The 21,983-nt window shown below is 72.8% G+C and carries 21 protein-coding genes and 1 pseudogene; 15 read left to right on the forward strand and 7 right to left on the reverse strand.

Annotated features, from left to right (window positions below):
* Positions 1–281: 281 nt before the first annotated feature.
* The 5 genes from GTY56_RS25680 to GTY56_RS25700 all read left to right on the forward strand — a co-directional run bounded on the left by GTY56_RS25680 (position 282) and on the right by GTY56_RS25700 (position 4,871).
* Complete coding sequence (locus tag GTY56_RS25680) at positions 282–1,274, forward strand: segregation and condensation protein A (protein WP_346345579.1); 993 nt, start codon at positions 282–284, stop codon at positions 1,272–1,274.
* Positions 1,271–1,954 carry an SMC-Scp complex subunit ScpB gene (gene scpB, locus GTY56_RS25685; RefSeq protein WP_161367692.1) on the forward strand — a complete coding sequence of 228 codons (684 nt, stop codon included), beginning with the start codon at positions 1,271–1,273 and terminating at the stop codon, positions 1,952–1,954. The genes GTY56_RS25680 and scpB overlap by 4 nt, the downstream gene beginning before the upstream one ends.
* Positions 1,954–3,072 carry a pseudouridine synthase gene (locus tag GTY56_RS25690; RefSeq protein WP_161367693.1) on the forward strand — a complete coding sequence of 373 codons (1,119 nt, stop codon included), beginning with the start codon at positions 1,954–1,956 and terminating at the stop codon, positions 3,070–3,072. The genes scpB and GTY56_RS25690 overlap by 1 nt, the downstream gene beginning before the upstream one ends.
* Positions 3,073–3,135: 63 nt before the next feature.
* Positions 3,136–3,855, forward strand: a complete 720-nt coding sequence (locus GTY56_RS25695; protein WP_161367694.1) for an NUDIX hydrolase — start codon at positions 3,136–3,138, stop codon at positions 3,853–3,855.
* Positions 3,852–4,871, forward strand: coding sequence for an ADP-ribosylglycohydrolase family protein (locus GTY56_RS25700; protein ID WP_161367695.1), 1,020 nt, complete (start codon positions 3,852–3,854; stop codon positions 4,869–4,871). The genes GTY56_RS25695 and GTY56_RS25700 overlap by 4 nt, the downstream gene beginning before the upstream one ends.
* A 24-nt stretch (positions 4,872–4,895) precedes the next feature.
* Here the strand turns inward: GTY56_RS25700 and GTY56_RS25705 are convergent, their stop codons facing one another.
* On the reverse strand, positions 4,896–5,336 hold the full coding sequence (locus tag GTY56_RS25705) for a Rieske (2Fe-2S) protein (RefSeq protein ID WP_161367696.1): 441 nt from the start codon (positions 5,334–5,336) through the stop codon (positions 4,896–4,898).
* A 179-nt stretch (positions 5,337–5,515) separates the two neighbouring features.
* On the opposite strand from GTY56_RS25705, the gene aroH reads away from it, so the two are divergent.
* The 5 genes from aroH to der all read left to right on the forward strand — a co-directional run bounded on the left by aroH (position 5,516) and on the right by der (position 9,974).
* Entirely contained in the window at positions 5,516–5,878 is a 363-nt protein-coding gene (aroH, locus tag GTY56_RS25710) for a chorismate mutase (RefSeq protein ID WP_161367697.1), read from the forward strand.
* Positions 5,875–6,960 (forward strand): prephenate dehydrogenase, encoded by a 1,086-nt coding sequence (locus GTY56_RS25715; RefSeq protein ID WP_161367698.1) that lies wholly within the window; start codon positions 5,875–5,877, stop codon positions 6,958–6,960. Before aroH ends, GTY56_RS25715 begins: the two co-directional genes overlap by 4 nt.
* 134 nt (positions 6,961–7,094) lie before the next feature.
* A complete protein-coding gene (gene cmk, locus GTY56_RS25720; RefSeq protein WP_524540145.1) occupies positions 7,095–7,757 on the forward strand; it encodes a (d)CMP kinase in 663 nt (220 codons plus the stop codon).
* Positions 7,754–8,416 (forward strand): 1-acyl-sn-glycerol-3-phosphate acyltransferase, encoded by a 663-nt coding sequence (locus GTY56_RS25725; protein ID WP_161367700.1) that lies wholly within the window; start codon positions 7,754–7,756, stop codon positions 8,414–8,416. Before cmk ends, GTY56_RS25725 begins: the two co-directional genes overlap by 4 nt.
* A gap of 64 nt (positions 8,417–8,480) precedes the next feature.
* Positions 8,481–9,974 carry a ribosome biogenesis GTPase Der gene (gene der, locus GTY56_RS25730; RefSeq protein WP_161367701.1) on the forward strand — a complete coding sequence of 498 codons (1,494 nt, stop codon included), beginning with the start codon at positions 8,481–8,483 and terminating at the stop codon, positions 9,972–9,974.
* Positions 9,975–10,035: 61 nt separating this feature from the next.
* Here der and GTY56_RS25735 read toward each other — a convergent pair whose 3' ends face one another.
* Positions 10,036–10,425 (reverse strand): hypothetical protein, encoded by a 390-nt coding sequence (locus GTY56_RS25735; RefSeq protein ID WP_161367702.1) that lies wholly within the window; start codon positions 10,423–10,425, stop codon positions 10,036–10,038.
* Positions 10,426–10,510: 85 nt separating this feature from the next.
* Positions 10,511–11,308: a DUF8842 C-terminal domain-containing protein gene (locus tag GTY56_RS25740; protein ID WP_161367703.1), complete on the reverse strand. Its 798-nt coding sequence runs from the start codon at positions 11,306–11,308 to the stop codon at positions 10,511–10,513.
* Between the two features lie 543 nt (positions 11,309–11,851).
* On the opposite strand from GTY56_RS25740, the gene GTY56_RS25745 reads away from it, so the two are divergent.
* Positions 11,852–12,484 carry a LysM peptidoglycan-binding domain-containing protein gene (locus GTY56_RS25745; protein WP_161367704.1) on the forward strand — a complete coding sequence of 211 codons (633 nt, stop codon included), beginning with the start codon at positions 11,852–11,854 and terminating at the stop codon, positions 12,482–12,484.
* Positions 12,485–12,556: 72 nt separating this feature from the next.
* Here the strand turns inward: GTY56_RS25745 and GTY56_RS25750 are convergent, their stop codons facing one another.
* The 3 genes from GTY56_RS25750 to GTY56_RS25760 are packed head-to-tail and all read right to left on the reverse strand — an operon-like array spanning position 12,557 to position 16,685.
* On the reverse strand, positions 12,557–13,198 hold the full coding sequence (locus GTY56_RS25750; protein ID WP_161367705.1) for an ATP-binding cassette domain-containing protein: 642 nt from the start codon (positions 13,196–13,198) through the stop codon (positions 12,557–12,559).
* The gene (locus GTY56_RS25755) at positions 13,195–16,209 is read right to left on the reverse strand and encodes an ABC transporter permease subunit (RefSeq protein ID WP_161367706.1); all 3,015 of its coding nucleotides are present in this window, start codon (positions 16,207–16,209) and stop codon (positions 13,195–13,197) included. The genes GTY56_RS25750 and GTY56_RS25755 overlap by 4 nt, the downstream gene beginning before the upstream one ends.
* On the reverse strand, positions 16,209–16,685 hold the full coding sequence (locus GTY56_RS25760; protein ID WP_161367707.1) for a hypothetical protein: 477 nt from the start codon (positions 16,683–16,685) through the stop codon (positions 16,209–16,211). Before GTY56_RS25760 ends, GTY56_RS25755 begins: the two co-directional genes overlap by 1 nt.
* 145 nt (positions 16,686–16,830) lie before the next feature.
* Here GTY56_RS25760 and GTY56_RS25765 point away from each other — a divergent pair, with 145 nt between their 5' ends.
* From GTY56_RS25765 to GTY56_RS25775, 3 genes are read left to right on the forward strand one after another with little or no spacing between them, the layout of a single operon-like run.
* A complete protein-coding gene (locus GTY56_RS25765) occupies positions 16,831–17,394 on the forward strand; it encodes an MTB12 C-terminal domain-containing protein (protein ID WP_202510729.1) in 564 nt (187 codons plus the stop codon).
* Positions 17,369–18,655 carry an ABC transporter substrate-binding protein gene (locus tag GTY56_RS25770; RefSeq protein ID WP_161367708.1) on the forward strand — a complete coding sequence of 429 codons (1,287 nt, stop codon included), beginning with the start codon at positions 17,369–17,371 and terminating at the stop codon, positions 18,653–18,655. Before GTY56_RS25765 ends, GTY56_RS25770 begins: the two co-directional genes overlap by 26 nt.
* 38 nt (positions 18,656–18,693) lie before the next feature.
* Positions 18,694–19,734 carry a helix-turn-helix transcriptional regulator gene (locus GTY56_RS25775; RefSeq protein ID WP_161367709.1) on the forward strand — a complete coding sequence of 347 codons (1,041 nt, stop codon included), beginning with the start codon at positions 18,694–18,696 and terminating at the stop codon, positions 19,732–19,734.
* Here GTY56_RS25775 and ctaD read toward each other — a convergent pair.
* A pseudogene (gene ctaD, locus GTY56_RS25780) lies at positions 19,733–21,304 on the reverse strand (aa3-type cytochrome oxidase subunit I); the annotation flags it as partial. The gene GTY56_RS25775 and the pseudogene ctaD sit on opposite strands and share 2 nt — an antisense overlap.
* Before the next feature lie 430 nt (positions 21,305–21,734).
* On the opposite strand from ctaD, the gene GTY56_RS25785 reads away from it, so the two are divergent.
* Positions 21,735–21,950 (forward strand): I78 family peptidase inhibitor, encoded by a 216-nt coding sequence (locus GTY56_RS25785; protein ID WP_161367710.1) that lies wholly within the window; start codon positions 21,735–21,737, stop codon positions 21,948–21,950.
* Positions 21,951–21,983: the final 33 nt, after the last annotated feature.

Below are 21,983 nucleotides of genomic sequence, written 5' to 3' on the forward strand. Positions count from 1 at the left end.
CGGTGGACACGGCAGGGCCGGTTGCGCGGCCTGCGGAGGCGGCCGGGCCGGTGGCGCCGCCTGCGCGGTCTGCGGGCGCGGGTGGGGCCATGGCACCGCCTGTGGACGCGTCGGGTCCGGCGGAGTCGGTCGCGGATGTGGCTGAGGCCGTGGCGCGGCCTGCGGGCGCGGGTGGGCCGGGGGTCGAGCCGGATTACTCGCCGCGCAGCGCCGGGTCCGCGGCTTCGCCGGATGATTCCTCGAAGATCACGGTCTCCGAGCCGGTGGCGCCGCCCGGGGGCGTGCCGGGTCCCGGGGCCACGGTCGGGACCGAGCCCCTCGCGCCGCCTTCGGGTGCGGCCGGGCCCGGGGGCCTGGGGGAGGTGAGCGGGACCGGTGCCGAGACGCTGCCCGCGGATGTGGCGGCCTGGGCCGAGGGGTTTTCCGCGCCCGGCCCGGGCGGTGACGGCGGGGCGGTGGCGGACCACGGGGTCTTCAAGGTTCGGCTTGCCAACTTCGAAGGGCCCTTCGATCTGCTGTTGCAGTTGATCTCGCGGCACAAGATGGACGTCACCGAAGTCGCGCTGTCGAAGGTGACCGACGAGTTCATGGCCCACATCCGGGCGATGGGGCCGGACTGGGACCTGGACGAGACGACCGAGTTCCTGGTCGTCGCCGCGACCCTGCTCGACCTGAAGGCCGCACGGCTGCTGCCCGCCGCCGAGGTGGAGGACGAGGGCGATCTCGCGCTGCTCGAAGCGCGGGACCTGCTGTTCGCCCGGCTGCTCCAGTACCGCGCGTACAAGCAGATCGCCGACATCTTCAGCGGGCGCCTCGACGACGAGGCCCGGCGCTACCCCCGTACCGTCGGGCTCGAAGCACACCACGCCGAGCTGTTGCCCGACGTCGTCATCAGCATCGGGGCGGAAGGATTCGCCAGGCTCGCCGTCAAGGCGATGCAGCCCAAGCCCAAGCCGCAGGTCTACGTCGACCACATCCACGCCCCGCTGGTCAGCGTGCAGGAGCAGGCGCAGATCGTCGTGGCCCGGCTCCGGGAGCTCGGCGAGGCGAGCTTCCGCGCCCTCGTGGAGGACACCGACGACACCCTGACCGTCGTGGCGAGGTTCCTCGCCCTGCTGGAGCTGTACCGCGAGAAGGCCGTCGCGCTGGACCAGGAGACCGCGCTCGGGGAGCTGCTCGTGCGGTGGACCGGGGGCGACGGGGACGAGACACCGACCGTCACCGACGAGTTCGACCGGCCGCCCGAGCCGCCGAAGGAGGAGAAGAAGGCGTGAGCGAGCGAACGACCGACCTGCCGGCCGGGCCGAGTGCCGTCGCCGGTCTCGACCTCAAGCCCGCCCTGGAGGCCGTCCTCATGGTCGTGGACGAGCCCGCGACCGAGGACCACCTGGCGAAGATACTGGAGCGGCCGAAGCGCCAGATCGCGGACGCGCTGCGCGAGCTGGCCGACGAGTACACCGTCCAGGGTCGCGGCTTCGAGCTGCGGTACGTCGCGAACGGCTGGCGTTTCTACACCCGGGCCGCCTTCGCGCCGGCCGTCGAGCGCTTCGTCCTGGACGGCCAGCAGGCCCGCCTCACCCAGGCCGCCCTGGAGACCCTGGCCGTCGTCGCCTACCGGCAGCCGGTCAGCCGCAGCCGGGTCTCGGCCGTCCGCGGAGTCAACTGCGACGGTGTCATGCGCACCCTCCTCCAGCGCGGTCTGATAGAGGAGGCGGGCACGGAACCCGAAACAGGTGCGATCCTGTACAGGACGACGAACTACTTCCTGGAGCGGATGGGCCTGCGCGGTCTGGACGAGCTCCCGGAGCTCGCGCCCTTCCTCCCGGAGGCGGAGGCGATCGAGGCCGAGACCCAGGAAGGCGTACCGTCGTTCGACCCGGACGCGCCTGACGACGCGCCGGGCCGCCCGGTGAGCCCGGGGACCCACGACGAAGACGACCAGACGGAACTTTGATGCGAAGCAGCAGCGGCAGGAACAGCAGCGGAAACAACGGCGGGAGCCGTGGTGGCAACAGCGGCGGCCGCGGCGGGAGTGGTGGTGGGCGCGGCAACTTCCGCGGCGCCGGCAACGACCGCGACGACAAGCAGGGCAGTGGCCGTCCCAAGAAGCCGCGCCCCGAGGAGCGCCGCTACGACGTGGGCCCCGGGGCGACGAAGGACGGCCCCAAGGCCGGGCGTGGCGGTGCCGCGCGCGGCGGTGCCAAGGGCGGGCCCAAGCAGCCCCGGAAGCAGGGACGTACGGCCCCGGCGCGCCCGCGCGAGTACGAGGCGCAGGTCGAGGAGCGCAACCGCGACCGGTACGCCGGGAAGAAGGAGGTCAAGCTCCCCAAGACCTTCCCCGGCGCCGAGCAGGAGGGCGAGCGGCTTCAGAAGGTCCTCGCACGCGCCGGCTTCGGCTCCCGGCGGGCCTGCGAGGAGCTGATCGAGGAGGCCCGGGTCGAGATCAACGGCGAGATCGTCCTGGAGCAGGGGCGGCGCGTCGACCCCGAGAAGGACGAGATCAAGGTCGACGGGCTGACCGTCGCCACGCAGCGCTTCCAGTTCTTCTCGCTGAACAAGCCCGCCGGTGTCGTCTCGACGATGGAGGACCCGGAGGGCCGGCAGTGCCTCGGTGACTACGTCACCAACCGGGAGACCCGGCTCTTCCACGTCGGCCGGCTCGACACCGAGACCGAGGGCGTCATCCTGCTCACCAACCACGGCGAGCTGGCTCACCGGCTGACCCACCCGAAGTACGGCGTGAAGAAGACCTACCTCGCGCACATCGTCGGTCCCATCCCGCGCGACCTGGGCAAGCAGCTCAAGGACGGCATCCAGCTGGAGGACGGCTACGCCCGCGCGGACCACTTCCGGGTCGTCCAGCAGACCGGCAAGAACTACCTCGTCGAGGTCACCCTCCACGAGGGCCGCAAGCACATCGTGCGCCGGATGCTGGCGGAGGCCGGCTTCCCGGTCGACAAGCTGGTCCGGGTCGCCTTCGGGCCGATCACTCTGGGCGACCAGAAGTCGGGCTGGCTGCGGCGGCTGTCCAACACCGAGGTCGGGATGCTGATGCAGGAGGTCGACCTCTAGACCTTGTGAGTGACCGGCACCCCCTTTTATAGTCGTGCTGACTATAAAAGGGGGTGCTGCTGCATGGACGGTTACGACAAGTACGCCCACGAACCCTTCGCCGTCACCGTCGATCTGGCCGTGTTCACCCTCCGTGAGGGCGCGCTGCACGTGCTGCTCGTCGAGCGCGGGCAGGAGCCGTACGCCGGGCGCCGGGCCCTGCCCGGCGGATTCCTGCGGCGGGACGAGTCCGCGGAGACGGCCGCCCGGCGTGAACTCGCCGAGGAGACCGGTCTGTCCGACGTCTCGGGGCTGCACCTGGAGCAGCTGCGGACGTACAGCGAGCCCGGCCGCGACCCCCGGATGCGGGTCGTGTCGGTCGCCTTCGCCGCCCTGCTGCCCGATGCACCCGAGGTGCGCGGCGGCAGCGACGCGACCCGGGCCGACTGGGTGCCCCACGGCGAGGCGGGTCCGCTCGCCTTCGACCACGACCGCATCCTGGCCGACGCCCACGACCGCGTCGGCGCCAAGTTCGAGTACACCTGCCTCGCCACCGCCTTCTGCCTGCCCGAGTTCACCCTCGGCGAGCTCCAGCAGGTCTACGAGACCGTGTGGGGCACCGAGCTGGACCGGCCCAACTTCCGGCGCAAGGTGCTCGCCACACCCGGCTTCGTCGAAGCCGTCCCGGGCGCCGCGCGACTGACCGGCGGCCGCGGCAAACCCGCCGCCCTGTACCGCGCGGGGACCGCCACCGCCCTCCACCCGCCTCTCCTCCGGCCCACCCGGGAAGGACGCCCCGCATGACCACGCTCGTCCACAAGCAAGCCGCCACCGGAGCGCTCACGGGCCTGGCCCTCGGGGATGCGCTGGGGTATCCGACCGAGTTCAGTGACGTTCCCTCGATCCTCGCCGAGTGGGGACCCTGGCGGCAGATGGAGCTGCCGAAGCGCGCCACCGTCTCGGACGACACCCAGATGACACTGGCGCTCGGGCGGGCGGTGCGGACGGCGATGGACCGGGGGCTGCTCACGCCGCTGCGACTGGCCAGGCCCCTGCGTGAGGAGTTCGTGAACTGGTACCAGTCCCCTGAGAACAACCGGGCTCCGGGCCGCACCTGCATGAAGGCCTGCTCCCTGCTGAAGGATGAATCGCGCCCCTGGCAGGACGCCAGTCAGATCGACTCCAAGGGCTGCGGCGCCAACATGCGCGTCGCGCCCCTGGGCCTCGTGCCCGGCCTCAGTGACGAACAGCGCGCGGGCGCCGCCCAGTTGCAGTCCGCCCTCACCCACGGGCATCCCACCGCGCTCGCGGCCTCCGACCTCACCGCGCACGCCGTGCGTCTGCTCGCGCAGGGCGCCGAGCCGACCGGGCTGATCGGTCTGCTCCGCTCGTACGCCCTGGAGAACCGCGGCCGCTACCACGAGCGCTGGCTCGGCGACCTGTGGCGGCGGGCCGGGGACGCGAGCCCCGAGCGGTTCATCGCGCGCGGCTGGGACGAGTGCCTGGAGGCCCTCGAACGGCTCCGGCACGCCGTGCGCTCCGTCTCGCCGGAGACCGACCCGTGTCTGGCCACCGGCGAGGGCTGGATCGCCGAGGAGGCCCTGGCGACGGGGCTGCTGTGCTTCCTGCTCTTCGTCGACGAACCGGTCACGGCCCTGCGCCGCGCCGCCTGCACCGTCGGCGACTCGGACTCGATCGCCTGCCTGACGGGTGCCTTCGCGGGCGCCTACCGGGGCGCGGACGCCTGGCCCACCGCATGGGCCGACCGTGTCGAGTACCGGAGTGACCTGCTCACCCTCGGGGCGCTGTGGGACGCGTGACACCGGCGGGCCGGTCGCGGGCCCTCACGCCATGCGAATCGCGTTTCCCTCGACGGTGATCTGCTCGGCGGGCAGCGGCCGGGTCGCCGGGCCCTGGGACACCGCGCCGTCGGCGATCTGGAACTTACTGCCGTGACAGGGGCAGTTGATCGTGCCGTCGGAGACGGTGGACACCAGGCAGCGCTGGTGGGTGCAGATCGCCGAGAACGCCTTGAACCGACCCTGCTCCGGCTGGGTCACGACGACTTCCTCGTCCTTGAAGATCCTGCCGCCGCCGACCGGGATCTCGTCGATGTTGGCCAGGACCCCGCCGGCGGGGGCGCTCGTCGCGTCCTGGCCGGTGGGGGAGCTCGTCGACTCGGCACCGTTGTCGTCGCCGCCCCCGCCGCAGGCCGCGACGAGCGCCGCCGCGCCCGTCGCACCCGTCGCGAGGAGAACCGTGCGGCGCGTCGTCTCGTGGGTCATGTCGTCACTCCGGAAGTGCCAAAGAGGAGTAAATCGGGATGTGCATCATCTTGGCACCGAACCCACCCAAAGACCTCCATCCCGTCGTCTCGGCCGGTGGGCGCCGTACACCGGGCCCGCGCGGGCTGACTAGGCTGGTCGGAGGTAGAGCGACACGCACGTCAACAAGGAGCATCGCCGTGGCGGTACGAGCGGTCCGGGGCGCCGTCCAACTCGAACGGGACGAGGCCGGGCACATGGACGAGCAGGTCGGATCCCTGCTCACGGAGATCCTCGAGCGCAACGATCTCGCCACCGACGACCTGATCAGCATCTGGTTCACCGCCACGCCCGACCTGCACAGCGACTTCCCGGCGGCGGCCGCCCGCAAGCTGGGCATCGTCGACGTGCCGCTGATCTGCGCCCAGGAACTCGACATCGAAGGCGCCATGCCGCGTGTCGTCCGGGTCCTCGCACACATCGAGTCGGACCGGCCCCGCGCCGACATCGCCCACGTCTACCTCGGCGCCGCGGCCGCCCTGCGCAAGGACATCGCCCAGTGAGGACCGCACTCGTCATCGGCACCGGCCTCATCGGCACGTCCGCCGCACTGGCCCTGTCCCAGCGGGGCGTGACCGTGCACCTCGCCGACCCGGACCCGGAGCAGGCCCGTACGGCGGCCGCGCTCGGCGCCGGCACGGACGAGGCACCGGAGGGGCCCGTCGACCTCGTGATCGTCGCCGCCCCGCCCGCGCACGTGGCGGACGTGCTCACCGACGCCATCCGCCGCGGTGCGGGGCGCGGCTACCTCGACGTCGCCAGCGTCAAGGGCGGGCCGCGCCGCGAGCTGGAGGCGCACGGCCTCGACCTGTCGGCGTACATCGGCTCGCACCCCATGTCGGGCCGGGAGAAGTCCGGCCCGCTGGCCGCGACCGCGGAGCTCTTCGAAGGCCGCCCCTGGGTGCTGACCCCGACCCGGGACACCGACACCGAGGTGCTGAACCTCGCCCTGGAACTGATCTCGTACTGCCGGGCCGTGCCGGTCGTCATGGACGCCGACGCCCACGACCGGGCCGTGGCCCTCGTCTCCCACATGCCCCACCTGGTCTCCAGCCTGGTCGCCGCCCGGCTGGAGAACGCCGAGGAGTCCGCCGTACGACTGTGCGGGCAGGGCATCCGCGATGTGACGAGGATCGCCGCCGCCGACCCCCGGATGTGGATCGACATCCTCTCCGCGAACCCCGCGCCGGTCGCCGACCTGCTCACGGACGTCGCCGCCGACCTGGAGGAGACCGTCCGCGCCCTGCGCGCCCTTCAGTCCTCCGACGACCACGAGCGCCGCGAGGGCGCCGGCGGGATCGAGGACGTGCTGCGGCGCGGCAACGCCGGGCAGGTCCGCGTCCCGGGCAAGCACGGGTCCGCACCACGGGCCTACGAGGTCGTGGCCGTGCTCATCGACGACCAGCCGGGACAGCTGGCCCGGATCTTCGCCGACGCGGGTCTGGCCGGGGTCAACATCGAGGACGTGCGGATCGAGCACGCCACAGGGCAGCAGGCCGGTCTCGTGCAGCTGATGGTGGAGCCCAAGGCGGCCCCGGTGCTGAGCTCCGCGCTGCGGGAACGGGGCTGGGCGCTCCGGCAGTAGGGCGTGCCGGGCGGGGCCGGCCGACGCGCGGCCGGACGAGTGACGCGAACCCAGTAACCTTGTGCGGGGCAGTCGCGCCCTCACCCCGCCGAGCCCGGTTCAGGAAGGTCCCCACTGTGGAAAGCGCCACGCCAGTGATTGTCGCCATCGACGGCCCCGCCGGCACCGGCAAGTCGAGCACCTCGAAGGCCGTGGCGGCCCAGCTCGGGCTGAGCTACCTGGACACCGGCGCCCAGTACCGGGCGATCACCTGGTGGATGGTGAGCAACGGCATCGACATAGACGACCCCTCCGCCGTCGCCGCCGCTGCGGGCAAGCCCGAGATCGTCTCCGGCACCGACCCGCAGGACCCGACCATCACGGTCGACGGCGTGGACGTGGCCGGCCCGATCCGCACCCAGGAGGTCTCCTCCAAGGTCAGCGCGGTCAGCGCGGTGCCCGAGGTGCGCGCCCGGATCACCGAGCTGCAGCGCTCGATCGCGGCCTCCGCGGAGCAGGGCATCGTCGTCGAGGGCCGGGACATCGGCACCACGGTGCTGCCCGACGCCGACCTCAAGATCTTCCTCACCGCCTCCCCGGAGGCGCGCGCCGCCCGCCGCAGCGGTGAGCTGAAGGGCTCCGACGTCCACTCCACCCGCGAGGCCCTCATCAAGCGGGACGCCGCCGACTCCAGCCGCAAGACCTCCCCGCTCGCCAAGGCGGACGACGCCGTCGAGGTGGACACCACCGAGCTCACGCTGGCCCAGGTCATCGAGTGCGTCGTCACCCTCGTCGAGGAGAAGCGGGCCGGAAAGTGACCGATCTGCCTTCGGCGCGGGGTGCCGAGGTCGGGCGGCGCATCGGCGTCGGCCTGATGTACGGGCTGTGGAGGCCGCGCGTGCTCGGCGCCTGGCGGGTGCCCGCGAGCGGGCCGGTGATCCTCGCGGTCAACCACTCCCACAACATCGACGGCCCGATGGTCATGGGCGTGGCGCCCCGGCCGACGCACTTCCTGATCAAGAAGGAAGCGTTCATCGGGCCGCTGGACCCCTTCCTGCTCGGCATCGGGCAGGTGAAGGTCGACCGTGACACCACCGACCGCACGGCGATCACCAACGCGCTGGGCGTCCTGGCGGGCGGCGGCGTGCTCGGCATCTTCCCGGAGGGCACCCGGGGCGAGGGCGACTTCGCCTCGCTGCGCGCCGGCCTCGCGTACTTCGCGGTGCGCAGCGGCGCCCCGATCGTCCCGGTGGCCGTGCTGGGAAGTTCCGACAAGCCCGGACGGTTGATAAAGGCGCTGCCTCCGCTGCGCTCCCGTGTCGACGTCGTCTTCGGCGAGCCCTTCGAGGCGGGCGACGGCAGCGGTCGCCGGACGCGCAAGGCGCTGGACGAGGCGACCGGGCGCATCCAGAAGCAGCTCGCGGCCCACCTGGAAAACGCCAGGCGCCTCACCGGGCGCCGGGCGACACTTGAGTAGTGGATCAGCCCGCAACAGCGGGCACTCCACCGACCACCACGATGAACGACGAGGTACGGACTTCATGAACGACCACATCCAGCCCGACGGCTCGGACGCCTCCGAGGGCGCTTACGAGCACGACCACGGGGCGCTCGGCGACGCCGAGTACGCGGAGTTCATGGAGCTCGCCGCCGAGGAGGGCTTCGACCTCGAAGACGTCGAAGGTGCCATCGAGGCGGCCGGGCACGGCCCGCTGCCCGTCCTCGCCGTCGTCGGCCGCCCCAACGTCGGCAAGTCGACTCTGGTGAACCGCATCATCGGGCGCCGCGAGGCCGTCGTCGAGGACAAGCCCGGCGTCACCCGCGACCGTGTGACCTACGAGGCCGAGTGGGCGGGCCGCCGCTTCAAGGTCGTCGACACCGGCGGCTGGGAGCAGGACGTCCTCGGTATCGACGCCTCCGTGGCCGCCCAGGCCGAGTACGCCATCGAGGCCGCCGACGCGGTCGTCTTCGTCGTCGACGCCAAGGTCGGCGCCACCGACACCGACGAGGCCGTCGTCCGGCTGCTGCGCAAGGCCGGCAAGCCGGTCGTGCTGTGCGCCAACAAGGTGGACGGCCCGAGCGGCGAGGCCGACGCGGCCTACCTGTGGTCGCTGGGCCTGGGGGAGCCGCACCCGGTCTCCGCGCTGCACGGCCGCGGCACCGGCGACATGCTCGACCAGGTCCTGGAGGTGCTCCCCGAGGCGCCGCGCCAGACGTTCGGCGGGGGCGGCATCGGCGGTCCGCGCCGCATCGCCCTGATCGGGCGCCCCAACGTCGGCAAGTCCTCGCTGCTGAACAAGGTGGCGGGTGAGGAGCGCGTGGTCGTCAACGAGCTGGCGGGCACCACCCGCGACCCGGTCGACGAGCTGATCGAACTCGGCGGTGTCACCTGGAAGTTCGTCGACACCGCGGGCATCCGCAAGCGGGTCCACCTCCAGCAGGGCGCCGACTACTACGCCTCGCTGCGCACGGCGGCCGCCGTCGAGAAGGCGGAGGTCGCGGTCATCCTGATCGACGGCTCCGAGTCCATCTCGGTGCAGGACCAGCGGATCGTCACCATGGCCGTCGAGGCGGGCCGCGCGATCGTCATGGCGTACAACAAGTGGGACACCCTCGACGAGGAGCGTCGCTACTACCTGGAGCGGGAGATCGAGACCGAGCTCGGCCAGGTGGCGTGGGCACCACGGGTCAACGTCTCGGCGCGCACCGGACGGCACATGGAGAAGCTGGTCCCGGCGATCGAGATGGCCCTGGCGGGCTGGGAGACCCGGGTACCGACGGGCCGGCTGAACGCCTTCCTCGGTGAGCTGGTCGCCGCCCACCCGCACCCGGTCCGGGGCGGCAAGCAGCCGCGCATCCTGTTCGGTACGCAGGCGGGCACCAAGCCGCCGCGGTTCGTGCTGTTCGCCTCCGGATTCATCGAGGCGGGCTACCGGCGCTTCATCGAGCGCCGGCTGCGCGAGGAGTTCGGCTTCGACGGGACGCCGATCCACATCTCCGTTCGGGTGCGCGAGAAGCGCGGCAAGAAGAAGTAGCACGCGACACCGGAAAGGGCGGCCCCGATCGGGGCCGCCCTTTCCGGTGTCCGGTGCTCGCTCAGACGCCGCCGCGCCGCCCCGGTGGCAGCGCGGCCGGTACGTGGTGCATCCCCGTGCCGGGTGAGGCGACGGTCCCGACGCGCTGCCACTGCGGCTGCTGCCCGGCGGCATGACGGGCGCTCTGGGCGCCCGCGCTGTAGGCACTGTAGGAGCTGCCGTACGCCCCTGCGTACGAGCCCGCACCGTGCGGCGTGTTCCCGAAGGCGGTGAATCCCAGCTTCTCCTCGCCGCTGCGGTCGCCGGGCAGTGCGCGGAAGGACTTGACGTACTCGGCGTAGAGCGCGTCGTAGATCGGCGTGGCCGATGGGCCGCCCTGGGAGTCCTGAGCCGATCGCGCGGACGGGATCGGCGAGAAGGACTGGCGGCGGGGAACGTCGTATGCGTGCACGTATGTCCAAACGACCCCGCGGGTCAAGGGATGCGGCCCGGGTACGGCTTTCGCGGGTCTGCGGCGTGCTCGGGTGACGGGAGGCTCAGGTGCCGGCCAGCGGCAGCGCCGAGCCGACCAGCTGTCCGTTCGCCGCCGCCTTGTCCAGCGCGTCCCGGAGCAGGTCCTCGCGCGGCTGGCGGCCGATCGAGCCGGCTGGCGCTGCGAACATCAGCACCTGCTGGTGCTTGTTGGCCGCCGCGCGCCAGCCGTCGGTCACCTGGAGCGGCTGGTGTGCCTGCCACCAGGCCACCGGCTGGCCGCCGTTGCTGCCCGGCTGGAGCACCGCGTGCAGCCGGCCCACGGCGAGCAGCACCGACCAGCCGTGCAGCACCGGGGGTACCGCCGACAGCTCCGACAGCGGCATGAAGCCCTGCTCGATGAGCAGGGGCAGGAAGTCGTCGCCGGTGCCGGCCGTGCCGGGCCGGGCGATGGGCCCGGTCGGCTCCACCACCAGGGCCGGGTGGAGCTCCCCGCCGATCAGGACGAGTCCGCTGGTCACACCCAGCACCGCCTGTTCGGGCACCGCCTTGTCGGGCACCACCCTGTCGGGCTCCAGGTCGACGGTGTCGCCGGCGATGGACTTGACGGCGCCCCGCAGCTGCTCCTCGGTGACCTGCACGACCTGCGAGGGCAGACAGCCGGAGTGGGCGAAGGCGAGGACGGCGGTCTCGTCACCGATGAACAGAACGGTGCTGGTGCGCTCCTGCTCGGAGTCGCCCGGTGTGCGGCAGGACGTGCAGTCGTAACTGCCCGGGGCGGTCTCTCCGGCGAGCAGGCGGTCGGCTTCTTCGTCGCCGATCTCGGCGCGTACCTCGTCGCTGACGTCGAGCATGCGCGGCACGGGTGGCTCCCTCGGGGATGCGGTGCGTGGCAAAGCCGGGTGGCTCCCGGCCCGTGGTCCGGGTCGGTCCCGGCTCATGAAGAAGACAACGGGCGATCTGTGGCGGGAGTCACGCCCCAGGGCGAACGGAATCGAACCAACCAGCGCGCAGGGTCACGCTTCGCGCGGAATCGCGCACTCACCGTCAACTCGGTGACAGATAAAGGGCGTTGAAATGGTGAAGTGGGTCACACCGTGTCGGGGGAGTTGGTGAACAAATCCGGAAATCCGCGAATGAAGTGGGTGTCCGGAAATGGCCGTTACCCGGGGTACTGGCGAACTGGCCTGCCCGGACGGGCGACTGGTTGATGCCGGCCGCCGTCCTCCTTAGATTCCTCCGCCGTGTGCAACGAGCACCGCTCGGGTACGTCCACCGGTCGCCCGGTTCCCAGGAACCGGGCGCGGCACCGCTCCGGTGGACGGGGTGAGCGCGGCCCTCGCGCCCCATGGCGCGGGAGCGGCGCTCCGCCTTGGGGGATCCCGGGTGTTTCGAAAGGGACCTACATGTCCGATTGTGCCGATTCCTCTCGCCCCGACGCTCGGAAGAGCCAGGTCCGTACGACGGCGGTCCTCGCCGGGGCGGCACTGCTCGCGCCCCTCGGACTGCTCGCCGCGACCGGGAACGCCGCGGCGGCCGACAGCGGAGTGTGGGACCGCATCGCCCAGTGCGAGAGCGGCGGCAACTGGCACATCAACACCGGCAACGGCTACTACGGCGGACTCCAGTTCGCCCCCTCCACCTGGAACGCCTACGGCGGCACGGCCTACGCGCCCACCGCCGACCGGGCGAGCCGGTCCCAGCAGATCGCCGTCGCCACCAAGGTCCAGCGCGCCCAAGGATGGGGCGCCTGGCCGACCTGCTCGGCACGCGCCGGGGCGAGCGGTGACGCACCCGCCGCCGACCCGGTCACCTCCACCGCGCCGACCCCGGCGAAACCGCCGAAGGCGCCGGCCCGTTCCACGGAACACGCGGACCGCGGCTCCTCCCGCGGTGACTACACCGTCCGCCGGGGCGACACGCTCAGCGGTGTCGCAGCCCGGCACGGGACCACCTGGCAGCGCCTCTACGCCGCCAACAAGGCCGCCATCGGCGGGAACCCCGACGTGATCGTGCCCGGACTGCGCCTGACGTTCTGAGACGCTGCTCCGCCCCGCCGGGACACGGGCCCTGTCCGGTCGGCCGACCGGACAGGGCCTCGGCGCCCGCCATCAGCCCGAGAGCTCGCCTGCCTGTCCGGCGAACACGACGGTCCCGCGGCGCAGTTCGTAGACGATCGCGGACCGGTCCCGCAGGGCGGGCGGCAGCCGCTGCTCGGCGACCACCACGCACGCGTCCAGCGCACCCAGCAGCTCGTACGTCCGGGCCGCGACCGAGGGCGACATGCCCTGGGCGGGCTCGTCGACGAGCACCACGCGCGCGCGGGTGAGCAGGGCCCGGGAGAGGGCGAGCATGCGCTGCTCCCCGCCCGAGAGGGTGCCGGCGTGCCGCTCCAGCAGGGGCCGCAGCTGCGGGTAGGCGTCGAGGGCCGGGGTGTGGTCGCGCGCGGCGAGTGCGAGGTTCTCGCGCACGGTGAGCGAACCGAACACGGCCTGCCGCTCCGGCACCAGGCACAGCCCCCGCCGGGCCCGTTCGTACGCCGGGAGGCGGGTCACGTCCGTGCCGTCCCACACCACCGCGCCGCCCGACAGGGGCACGGTGCCGGCCAGGGCGCGCAGGGCGGTGCTGCGGCCGGACCCGTTGCGGCCGACCAGCACGGTGAGGCCCGGGCCGGGGGCGGCGAGGGTGATGCCGTGCAGCGCTTCCAGGGGGCCGTAGCGCACACGTGCGTGGCGCAGGGAGACGGTCGTCATCGGCCGACCCCCGGTTCCAGGGCGTCCAGCACACGTCCGGGCGGGCCGGAGGCGACGATCCGGCCCGCGGTCATCACGTGCACGACGTCGGCGAGACCTGCCACCAGGTCCAGGTCGTGCTCGACGACGAGGAGGGCCGTGCCGTCGGCGGCCAGGGCCCTCAGGACCCGGGCCAGGGCGGTCACTTCGGCGGTGTCGAGTCCGGCGGCGGGCTCGTCGAGGAGCAGGACGCGGGGGCTTCCCGCGAGGGCCCGGGCCAGTTCGACCCGGCGCAGCGTCCCGGTGGGCAGCCCGGCGGCGGGCCGTGCGCGCAGGGGGCCGTCGAGTCCGAGCAGCCTGAGGGCGCGCTCCACGGCGCCCGGGTCGGTCACCCCGCCCTGTTCCGCGCCGACGCGGACGTTCTCGGCCACGGTCAGCGACGGGAAGACAGCCAGTTGCTGGAACGTCCGTGCGACACCGAGCCGGGCCCGGGCATGGGCGGGCAGCGCGGTGATGTCCCGCCCGCCGAGCAGCACGGTCCCTCGCGCGGGCGGCAGCGTCCCTGCCAGACAGTGGAACAGGGTGCTCTTCCCGGCCCCGTTGGGCCCGACGACCGCGGTGATCCGCCCGGGGTAGAGCTCCAGATCCACCCCGTCGAGGGCGGTGAAGCCGCCGTAGTGGGCCCGGAGACGGCGGGCGGTGAGGAGGGGAGCGGCGGCCGGGGACGGCGGGGTGTCTCCCGGTGGCGTCGCGGCGGGCGGCCGGGTGCCCGGGGAAGGGGCCGGGGCCGGATCCGGCCGGGGGCCTGGGGAGGGCTCGCGGGTCGCCTTGGGCCGGGTGGCGGGGGAGGGTCCGGGCGGTGCCCCGGGGGCATCTTCGGGTCGGGTGGTTGGGGAGGCCTCGGGCGGTGCCTTCGGCTGTGTGGCCCTGGAGGGGGCGGGGCTCGTCTCGGGCCGGGTGGCCGGGGTGGTTCCGGCGGGCGTCTCAGGTGCAACCTCCGGCCGGGTGGTCGGCGGCCCGTCGCCGTCGCTCGGCACGTCGGGGACGGCCCCGCCCGGCGGGCCGGGTTGCGGGTGGCCGGTGCCGTCGGGCTGCTCGCGCCGGGCGGGTGCTCCTGCCCTGTGTGCCACGCGCGTCGCACCGGTCGGTACCGGGGCCCTCGCAGCCTTCCGGGGTTCCGCGGGGCGCAGGAGCCGGTGGGCCCGGGCGCCCGCCGGAGTCAGAGCCGGGTTGCTGCGCGGCCGGAGGCGTTCCGTGACCGTGCGCAGGGCCTCGTACGGACCGCCCGGGAAGCGGCCCACCAGGACCGCCAGGACACCGATCAGGGCCGCCGCGACGCCGCCCCGGGTGCCCGCGTCCAGCCCGACCAGGAGAGCCGCTGCCGCGAGGGCACCGAGCGTGCTGTCGGCGCCCAGCACCACCACCGCGGCGAACCACAGCAGGCCGCGCACGGGGTCGTAGGCGGCGGCGTCGAAGGCGCGCAGGCCCATGCCGAGCATGCCGCCGCCCAGCGCGGCCAGCGCGGCGCCCGCGACGAAGGCCAGCAGCTTGAGGGACGGCACCCGGACGCCCGCCGCCTGCGCGCCCCGCTCGTGATCCCGCATGGCGGCGAGGGCCCGGCCCGTCCGCCCCCGGCGCAGCGCGTGCGTGACCAGCAGCGCGCCCGCCAGCAGGAGCAGCTCCAGGACGTAGTACGCCCGGTCCCCGTCGAAGCCCGCCGGGCGGCCGAGCGTGAGGCCCGCCGTGGCGTACGGCTGGGCGAAGACGAAGCGGCTCACCCCCACGCCGACCGCGAACGTCGCCAGCGCCAGCGCCAGGCCCCGGCGGCCGATCGCCGGCCAGCCCGTCAGCAGGCCGAGCGGCGCCACCAGGACCACCGACACCCCGAGGGCCGCCAGCTCCGGCAGGGCGGGCAGCCCCGGGAAGCGGCCCGCCGCCAGCAGCGCCGTGAACAGGGCGCCCAGGCCCGCGTACGCCGCCTGCCCCAGGGACATCTGGCCGCCGCGCCCGGTGACGACCACCAGGGACAGCAGGATCACGGCCAGCGCCGGCACCTGGACCGAGGTGTGCAGATCCTGGCCCGCGAGACCCAGCGGCAGCAGGAACAGCAAGAGCACCACGAGCCAGGCGCCCGGCGGGGTCGCCGCGCGGGCCGTGGCCGTGCGGGGCAGCGCGTCCCGCTCCCCGACGCCCGGCAGGACCAACGCCGCGACCAGCAGCGCGACGACGAACAGGTTCGTGCCCACCGCCTGGAGGAGCGGCTCGGCCCAGCCCGCCGGGTGCAGCCGCGTCAGCTGGCTCTGCGCCACCCCGATGCCCAGCGCCACCACCACCGCGACCGGCAGGCTCCGCATCCGCGCGGCCACCGCCACCGCCACGACCTCCATCACGAGCAGCGAGAGACCGTACGGGTCGAGCCGCACGTACGGCGCCAGCAGCACCCCCGTCAGACCGGCCGTGAACGAGCCGAACGCCCAGCCCGTGGCCGCGACCCGGTCCGCGTCGATGCCGCCCAGCTCGGCCAGCCGCCGGTCGTCGACCACGGCCCGCAGCTCCCGCCCGAACCGCGTCCGGCGGACCACCACCGCGACCCCCGCGGCCAGCACCAGCACCACCGTCAGCTGCCCCCACGGCTCGTCCGGCACCAGCACCGGGGCGTCGTCCCGAGCCCCCTGCCCCCACAGCAGCGCCGCCCCGCCCACCAGCAGCACGAACACCCCGATGGACGCCACCAGCGTCTGCGCCGGGTCACCGCCCAGGACCGCCAGGGGCCGGAACACGAACCGCTCCAGCACCACCCCCAGTCCCGGGGCCAGCACCAGCAGCGTCACCACCGCACCGAGCCACAGCGGCCAGCCCCACTCGACCACGCACTGCCGCAGCACGTACGCGCACACCATCGCGATCGCACCGTGGGCGAAGTTCAGCACACCCGTCGCGCGGTACGTCACGATCAGGCCGATCCCGGTCAGCGCCGCCGCGCTCCCCACCGAGAGCCCGGCGAGGGTGAGGTCGTACGTCAGCGACGACATCAGTCGGCTTCTTCGGCCGGCTCGCAGATCGGGCAGGGGTCCAGCCCACCGCTCGCCACCAGCCCGGAGTCCACCGGGACAGCCTCCGCCTTGCCCGCGACCAGCGGGCAGTCCGCGCGGTGCCACAGTGTGCCGCCCGGCACCATCAGCAGGTCGCCGCTGACCGCGAGCGGCGCGAGCGCGACCCGGCCGGACCCCTCCGGCTCGTCCGGCTCCGCCGCCACCAGCAGGTGGTACAGCTCCTGCACGCGCGCGGCGGCGATCGACTCCCGGCCCCGGGCGAGCAGCACCGCCCCGGCGACGATCAGCGCGGCACCGGGGATCGAGCAGGAGGCGAGGTAGGGCAGCTGCCGTTCGGCGTAACGCTCGCCGGAGACCCCGTACCAGCCGACGACGCACAGCACCGCGCCGGCGGCCAGGGCGGCCCATCCCGCCCACAGGACGGGATGCACGCTCCGCAGTCGGCTGGTCCGCATCTCTGGCTCCCACACATCGGATTCGGCTGTGCGTGCGTCGGGCTGCCTGTTCAAGTCCGCCGATCGCTTGCACTATGCCCTGTGGAAGCTGACCCTGAAAGCACCGGGCGCACACGGCCCGGACCGACACCCGGTGGTGAGCCAGATGGTTCTCGGCAGCGACCTCGAGCGGGGGAACGCGACGGGGGGTCCACGCACCGCGGGACGGGGTACGGCGATCGCCGCGGCCCTGGTCCTGGCCCTCGCCCCGGCCCTGGCGGCATGCAGCGACGACAGCGGCGGCGGCAGCGAGTCCACGCCCCCGGCCCCGACCCCGGAGCGGACCACGAGCGCCCCGGCCTCCGCACCGGCGGACCGGGCAGCGGCGGAGGCGGAGATCCGGCAGAACTGGCAGAAGTTCTTCGACCCGAAGACCTCGACCGAGGAGAAGCAGGCCGTCCTGGAGAACGGCGACCGGATGGGCCCGGTCCTCCAGGCCTTCAGCGGTGACGAACGCGGCGGGCAGGTCCAGGCGAAGGTCACCAGGATCGAGTTCACCTCGGCGACCGGGGCGGACGTGACGTACACGCTCACCCTGAAGGGCGCCACCGCCCTGCCCGACGCCTCCGGAAGCGCCGTCGAGCAGGACGGCACCTGGAAGGTGTCCGCCAAGACGCTGTGCGCGCTGGTGCAACTGAGCGGCAATGCGTCACCGATCCCGGGCTGCTGAGGCTCTGGCCGCGGCGCTGCTGTTCGCCCTGAGCGCGGCCTGCGGCAGCCGGCTCCCGGAGAGCGACTTCGACCACGACGACCGCACCCCCGCGCCCCGTGACGCCGCGCCCCTGCGGGTCGGCATCATCACGAGCGCCACCAGCCCGGTCGGCGGCAGCACCTTCACCGGCCCGCGTGACGGCGCCAAGGCCTTCTTCGACCGGCTCAACGCGCACGGGGGCATCGACGGCCGCCGGGTCGAGGTGCGCACGTGCGACGACGGCGGCAGCGGCGTCGGCAACAACGAGTGCGTGCACCAACTCGTCGAGGAGGACCAGGTCGTCGCCCTGGTCGCCACCACCGCGCTCGACTACGCGGGGGCCTCCCGCGTCTCCCGCGCGCGCGTGCCCGACATCGGCGGCCAGCCCATCGGCACCGCCTACGACACCTTCCCCCACCTCTACGGCATCTACGGCAGTCTCGCGCCCCGTGACGGCACCCCCGGCTGGGACGGGAAGCTGTACGGCGGCACCGAGGTCTACCGCTACTTCAAACGCGAGCACGGCGCCCGCACCGCCGCCGTCGTCTCCTACAACCAGTCCGCCTCGGCCGCCTACGCCCGGCTCGTCGAGCGGGGCCTGCGCGCCGAGGGCTACGAGGTCGTCACCGAGCAGGTCGACTTCGCCCTGCCGAACTTCCGCGCCGTCGCCGCCGATCTGAAGGAGCAGGGCGCCGATCTGGTGTTCGACGCGATCGACGGGCACGGCAACGCCCGGCTCTGCCAGGCCATGGACGAGGCCGGCGCCGACGTCACCGCCAAGGTGACCAACGTGCAGAACTGGACGTCCACCGTCGCCGAGGACTACAAGGACGCCCCGCGCTGCCGCAACGTCCTGTGGGCGACCGGCGCCAGCCGCAACTTCGAGGACACCGGCAACGCGGCCGTACGGGAGTTCCGCGAGGCGACGAAGGACCTGAAGACGCACTCCCAGTGGCAGCTGGAGGGATGGGCGGCCGCGCGCTGGTTCACGGACGCGGCGAAGTCCTGCGCGGACACGGGCGTCACGCGCGCGTGCGTCGACGCCTTCATGAACCGCAGCCAGGGTTACACCGCCGGAGGACTGCTGCTCCCCGTCCGCTTCGAGCGCCTGCCCGAGCCGCCGAGGAGCAGCAGAACCTGCCTGTCGGTGGCCCGCTGGCGGGACGGCAAGGGCTGGGTGGGCCAGGGGGACATGAACCGCACCTGCTTCACCGTCCCGCAACTGGCCTACGCGCCTTGAGGACAGTGGTTGTCCGCAAGGCCTGGCAGACTCGTCCCATGTTGGAGACCTCGGCCCGTCTGCTGCGTCTGCTGTCCCTGCTCCAGGCCCACCGCGAGTGGTCCGGCGCCGACCTGGCCGGACGGCTCGGCGTCAGCGCCCGCACCCTGCGCCGGGACGTCGACCGGCTGCGCGAACTGGGCTACCCGGTCAACGCCAGCCCCGGCACCGGCGGTGGCTACCAGCTGGGCGCGGGCGCCGAACTGCCGCCGCTGCTCCTGGACGACGACGAGGCGGTCGCCGTTGCGGTCGGGCTGCGCACCGCCGCCGGGCAGGGCATCGACGGCATCGGCGAGACCTCGGTACGGGCCCTCGCCAAGCTGGAGCAGGTGCTGCCGAGCCGGCTGCGCCGCCGGGTGGGCGCCCTGAACGCCTTCACCGTGCCGATGCTGCGCAGCACGCTGCCCTCCTCGGTCGACCCGGCCGTGCTCACCGAGCTCGCCCACCTGTGCCGGGACGCCGAACGGCTGCGCTTCGAGTACCGCGGCCACGACGGCACCCCCAGCCGCCGCACGGTCGAACCGCACCGCCTGGTGTGCACCGAGCGCCGCTGGTACCTGGTCGCCTGGGACCTCGACCGGGACGACTGGCGCACGTTCCGGGTGGACCGCGTCACGCCCAGACCGCCGCACGGCCCGCGCTTCACCCCGCGCAAGCCGCCCGCCGAGGACCTCGCCGCCTACGTCTCCCAGGGCGTCTCCACGCGCGCGTACGCCGCCCATGCCCTCGTGCGGCTCCTGGTGCCCCTGGAGGAAGCGGCCGGACACATCTCGCCCTCCGCCGGAGTGCTGGAGGCGGAGAGCGAGAACACCTGCCTGCTGCGCTGCGGCGCCGGCAGCCTCGATGTGATGGTCATCCACGTGGTGATGCTGGGCTTCGACTTCGAGGTGCTGGAGCCGGACGGGCTCATCGAGGCGATCAGGACGACTCGGGACCGGCTTGATGGCGCTCTGGCTCGGGCTGCGCAGTCACCGCCGCGTACTCCGGGTGGTGCAGGTCGAACGCCGGCGACTCGGAGCGGATCCGGGGCAGCGTCGTGAAGTTGTGCCGCGGCGGCGGGCACGAGGTCGCCCACTCCAGGGAACGGCCGAAGCCCCAGGGGTCGTCCACCTGGACCTTCTCGCCGTACTTGGCCGTCTTCCACACGTTGTAGAGGAAGGGCAGCGTCGACATGCCGAGCAGGAACGCGCCGATCGTCGACACCGTGTTGAGCGCGGTGAAGCCGTCCGCCGCGAGGTAGTCCGCGTACCGGCGGGGCATGCCCTCGGCGCCCAGCCAGTGCTGCACCAGGAACGTGGTGTGGAAGCCGACGAAGAGCACCCAGAACTGGATCTTGCCGAGCCGCTCGTCGAGCATCTTCCCGGTGAACTTCGGCCACCAGAAGAAGAACCCGGCGAAGATCGCGAAGACGACGGTGCCGAAGACGACGTAGTGGAAGTGCGCCACCACGAAGTACGTGTCCGTCACGTGGAAGTCCAGCGGCGGCGAAGCCAGGATCACCCCGGTCAGGCCGCCGAACAGGAACGTCACGAGGAAGCCGGTCGCCCACAGCATCGGCGTCTCGAAGGACAGGGAGCCCTTCAGCATGGTGCCGGCCCAGTTGAAGAACTTCACCCCCGTCGGCACCGCGATCAGGAAGCTCATGAAGGAGAAGAACGGCAACAGCACCGCACCGGTGGCGAACATGTGGTGTGCCCACACGATCATCGACAGGCCGGTGATCGCCATCGTCGCCCCGACCAGCGTCAGATAGCCGAACAACGGCTTGCGGCTGAAGACCGGGATGATCTCCGTGATGATGCCGAAGAACGGCAGCGCGATGATGTACACCTCGGGATGGCCGAAGAACCAGAACAGGTGCTGCCACAGGATCGCCCCGCCGTTGGCCGCGTCGAACACCTGCGAGCCGAACCGCCGGTCCGCCTCCAGCACCAGCAGCGCCGCCGCGAGCACCGGGAACGCCATCAGGATCAGGATCGACGTGAACAGGGTGTTCCACACGAAGATCGGCATCCGGAACATCGTCATGCCCGGGGCACGCATCCCGATGATGGTGGTGATGAAGTTGACCGCGCCGAGGATCGTGCCGAAGCCCGACAGCGCCAGCCCCATGATCCACAGATCCGCCCCGATCCCCGGCGAGCGTTCCGCGCTGTTGAGCGGCGCGTAGGCGGTCCAGCCGAAGTCCGCCGGCCCGGAGGGCACCAGCAGCGAGCCGAGCACGATCAGCCCGCCGAACAGGAACAGCCAGTACGAGAACATGTTCAGCCGTGGGAAGGCCACGTCGGGCGCGCCGATCTGCAACGGCATCAGCTCGTTGGCGAAGCCCGCGAAGGTCGGCGTCGCGAACAGCAGCAGCATGATCGTGCCGTGCAGCGTGAACGCCTGGTTGAACTGCTCGTTGTCGATGATCTGCAGACCGGGGCGGGCCAGTTCGGCGCGCATCAGCAGCGCCATCGCTCCGGCGACCATGAAGAACAGGAACGACGTGATCAGGTAGAGATGGCCGATCTTCTTGTGGTCCGTCGTCGTCAGCCAGTCGACCACCACCCGCCCGTGCCGCGTCCGCGGCTCGGACGGCGCCGCCGCCTGTACGGTCTGCGTCCCCATCGCTCGCTCGCCCCTTCGCTGATCGCGCACCGGGCCCGCCGCAGCCCGCGCCTCACGTACCCGCGAGCTCACGCCATGATGCTCGCGTCACCACGCGCTCCGACAGGGGGCGTATCGGCCTCTGTATGCCGAAGCCATGCATTTCCCGTGCCCCGCCGACTCCGCCGGGCCGGTGCCGCACGGGAAAGGAACGGAGCCCCGGAGGCACTTCACCCGGCACTTTCCGCCGGGCTTTTCCATGAGCTCATGTGACACGCGGGAATTCCGATCGAATGCCTGCGGAAGGCGTACGGAACCGCTCGTCCGTGTGACGGACAGCTCCGGAAACGCCTGTCGTGATCTTGTGACAGAAGCGTGACGGGGGGCGGACAGGGACCGGGGTCCCGGGCCCGGACTTCCGCGGCCCGCGGCCGGCGCATAGCGTGGCGGCATGGCACCCACTCCGACACCTTCCGCCGAACCCGACGACAGCCCGGACACCTATGTCGGCCTGGAGGCCGGCCGGGCCGAACGGCTCGCGCGGGAGCGAGGCTGGCCGACGGTGCGCTCGCTGCCGCCGGGCGCGATCATCACGATGGAGTACCGCGTGGGACGGTTGAACTTCGAGGTCAAGGGCGGCCGCGTGGCGCGGGCCTGGAAGGGCTGAGACCCGGCGAAGGCCCCGGTTCCGGAACGGAAC

The organism is Streptomyces sp. SID5643 (assembly GCF_009872555.1).
GTDB lineage: Bacteria > Actinomycetota > Actinomycetes > Streptomycetales > Streptomycetaceae > Streptomyces > Streptomyces iakyrus.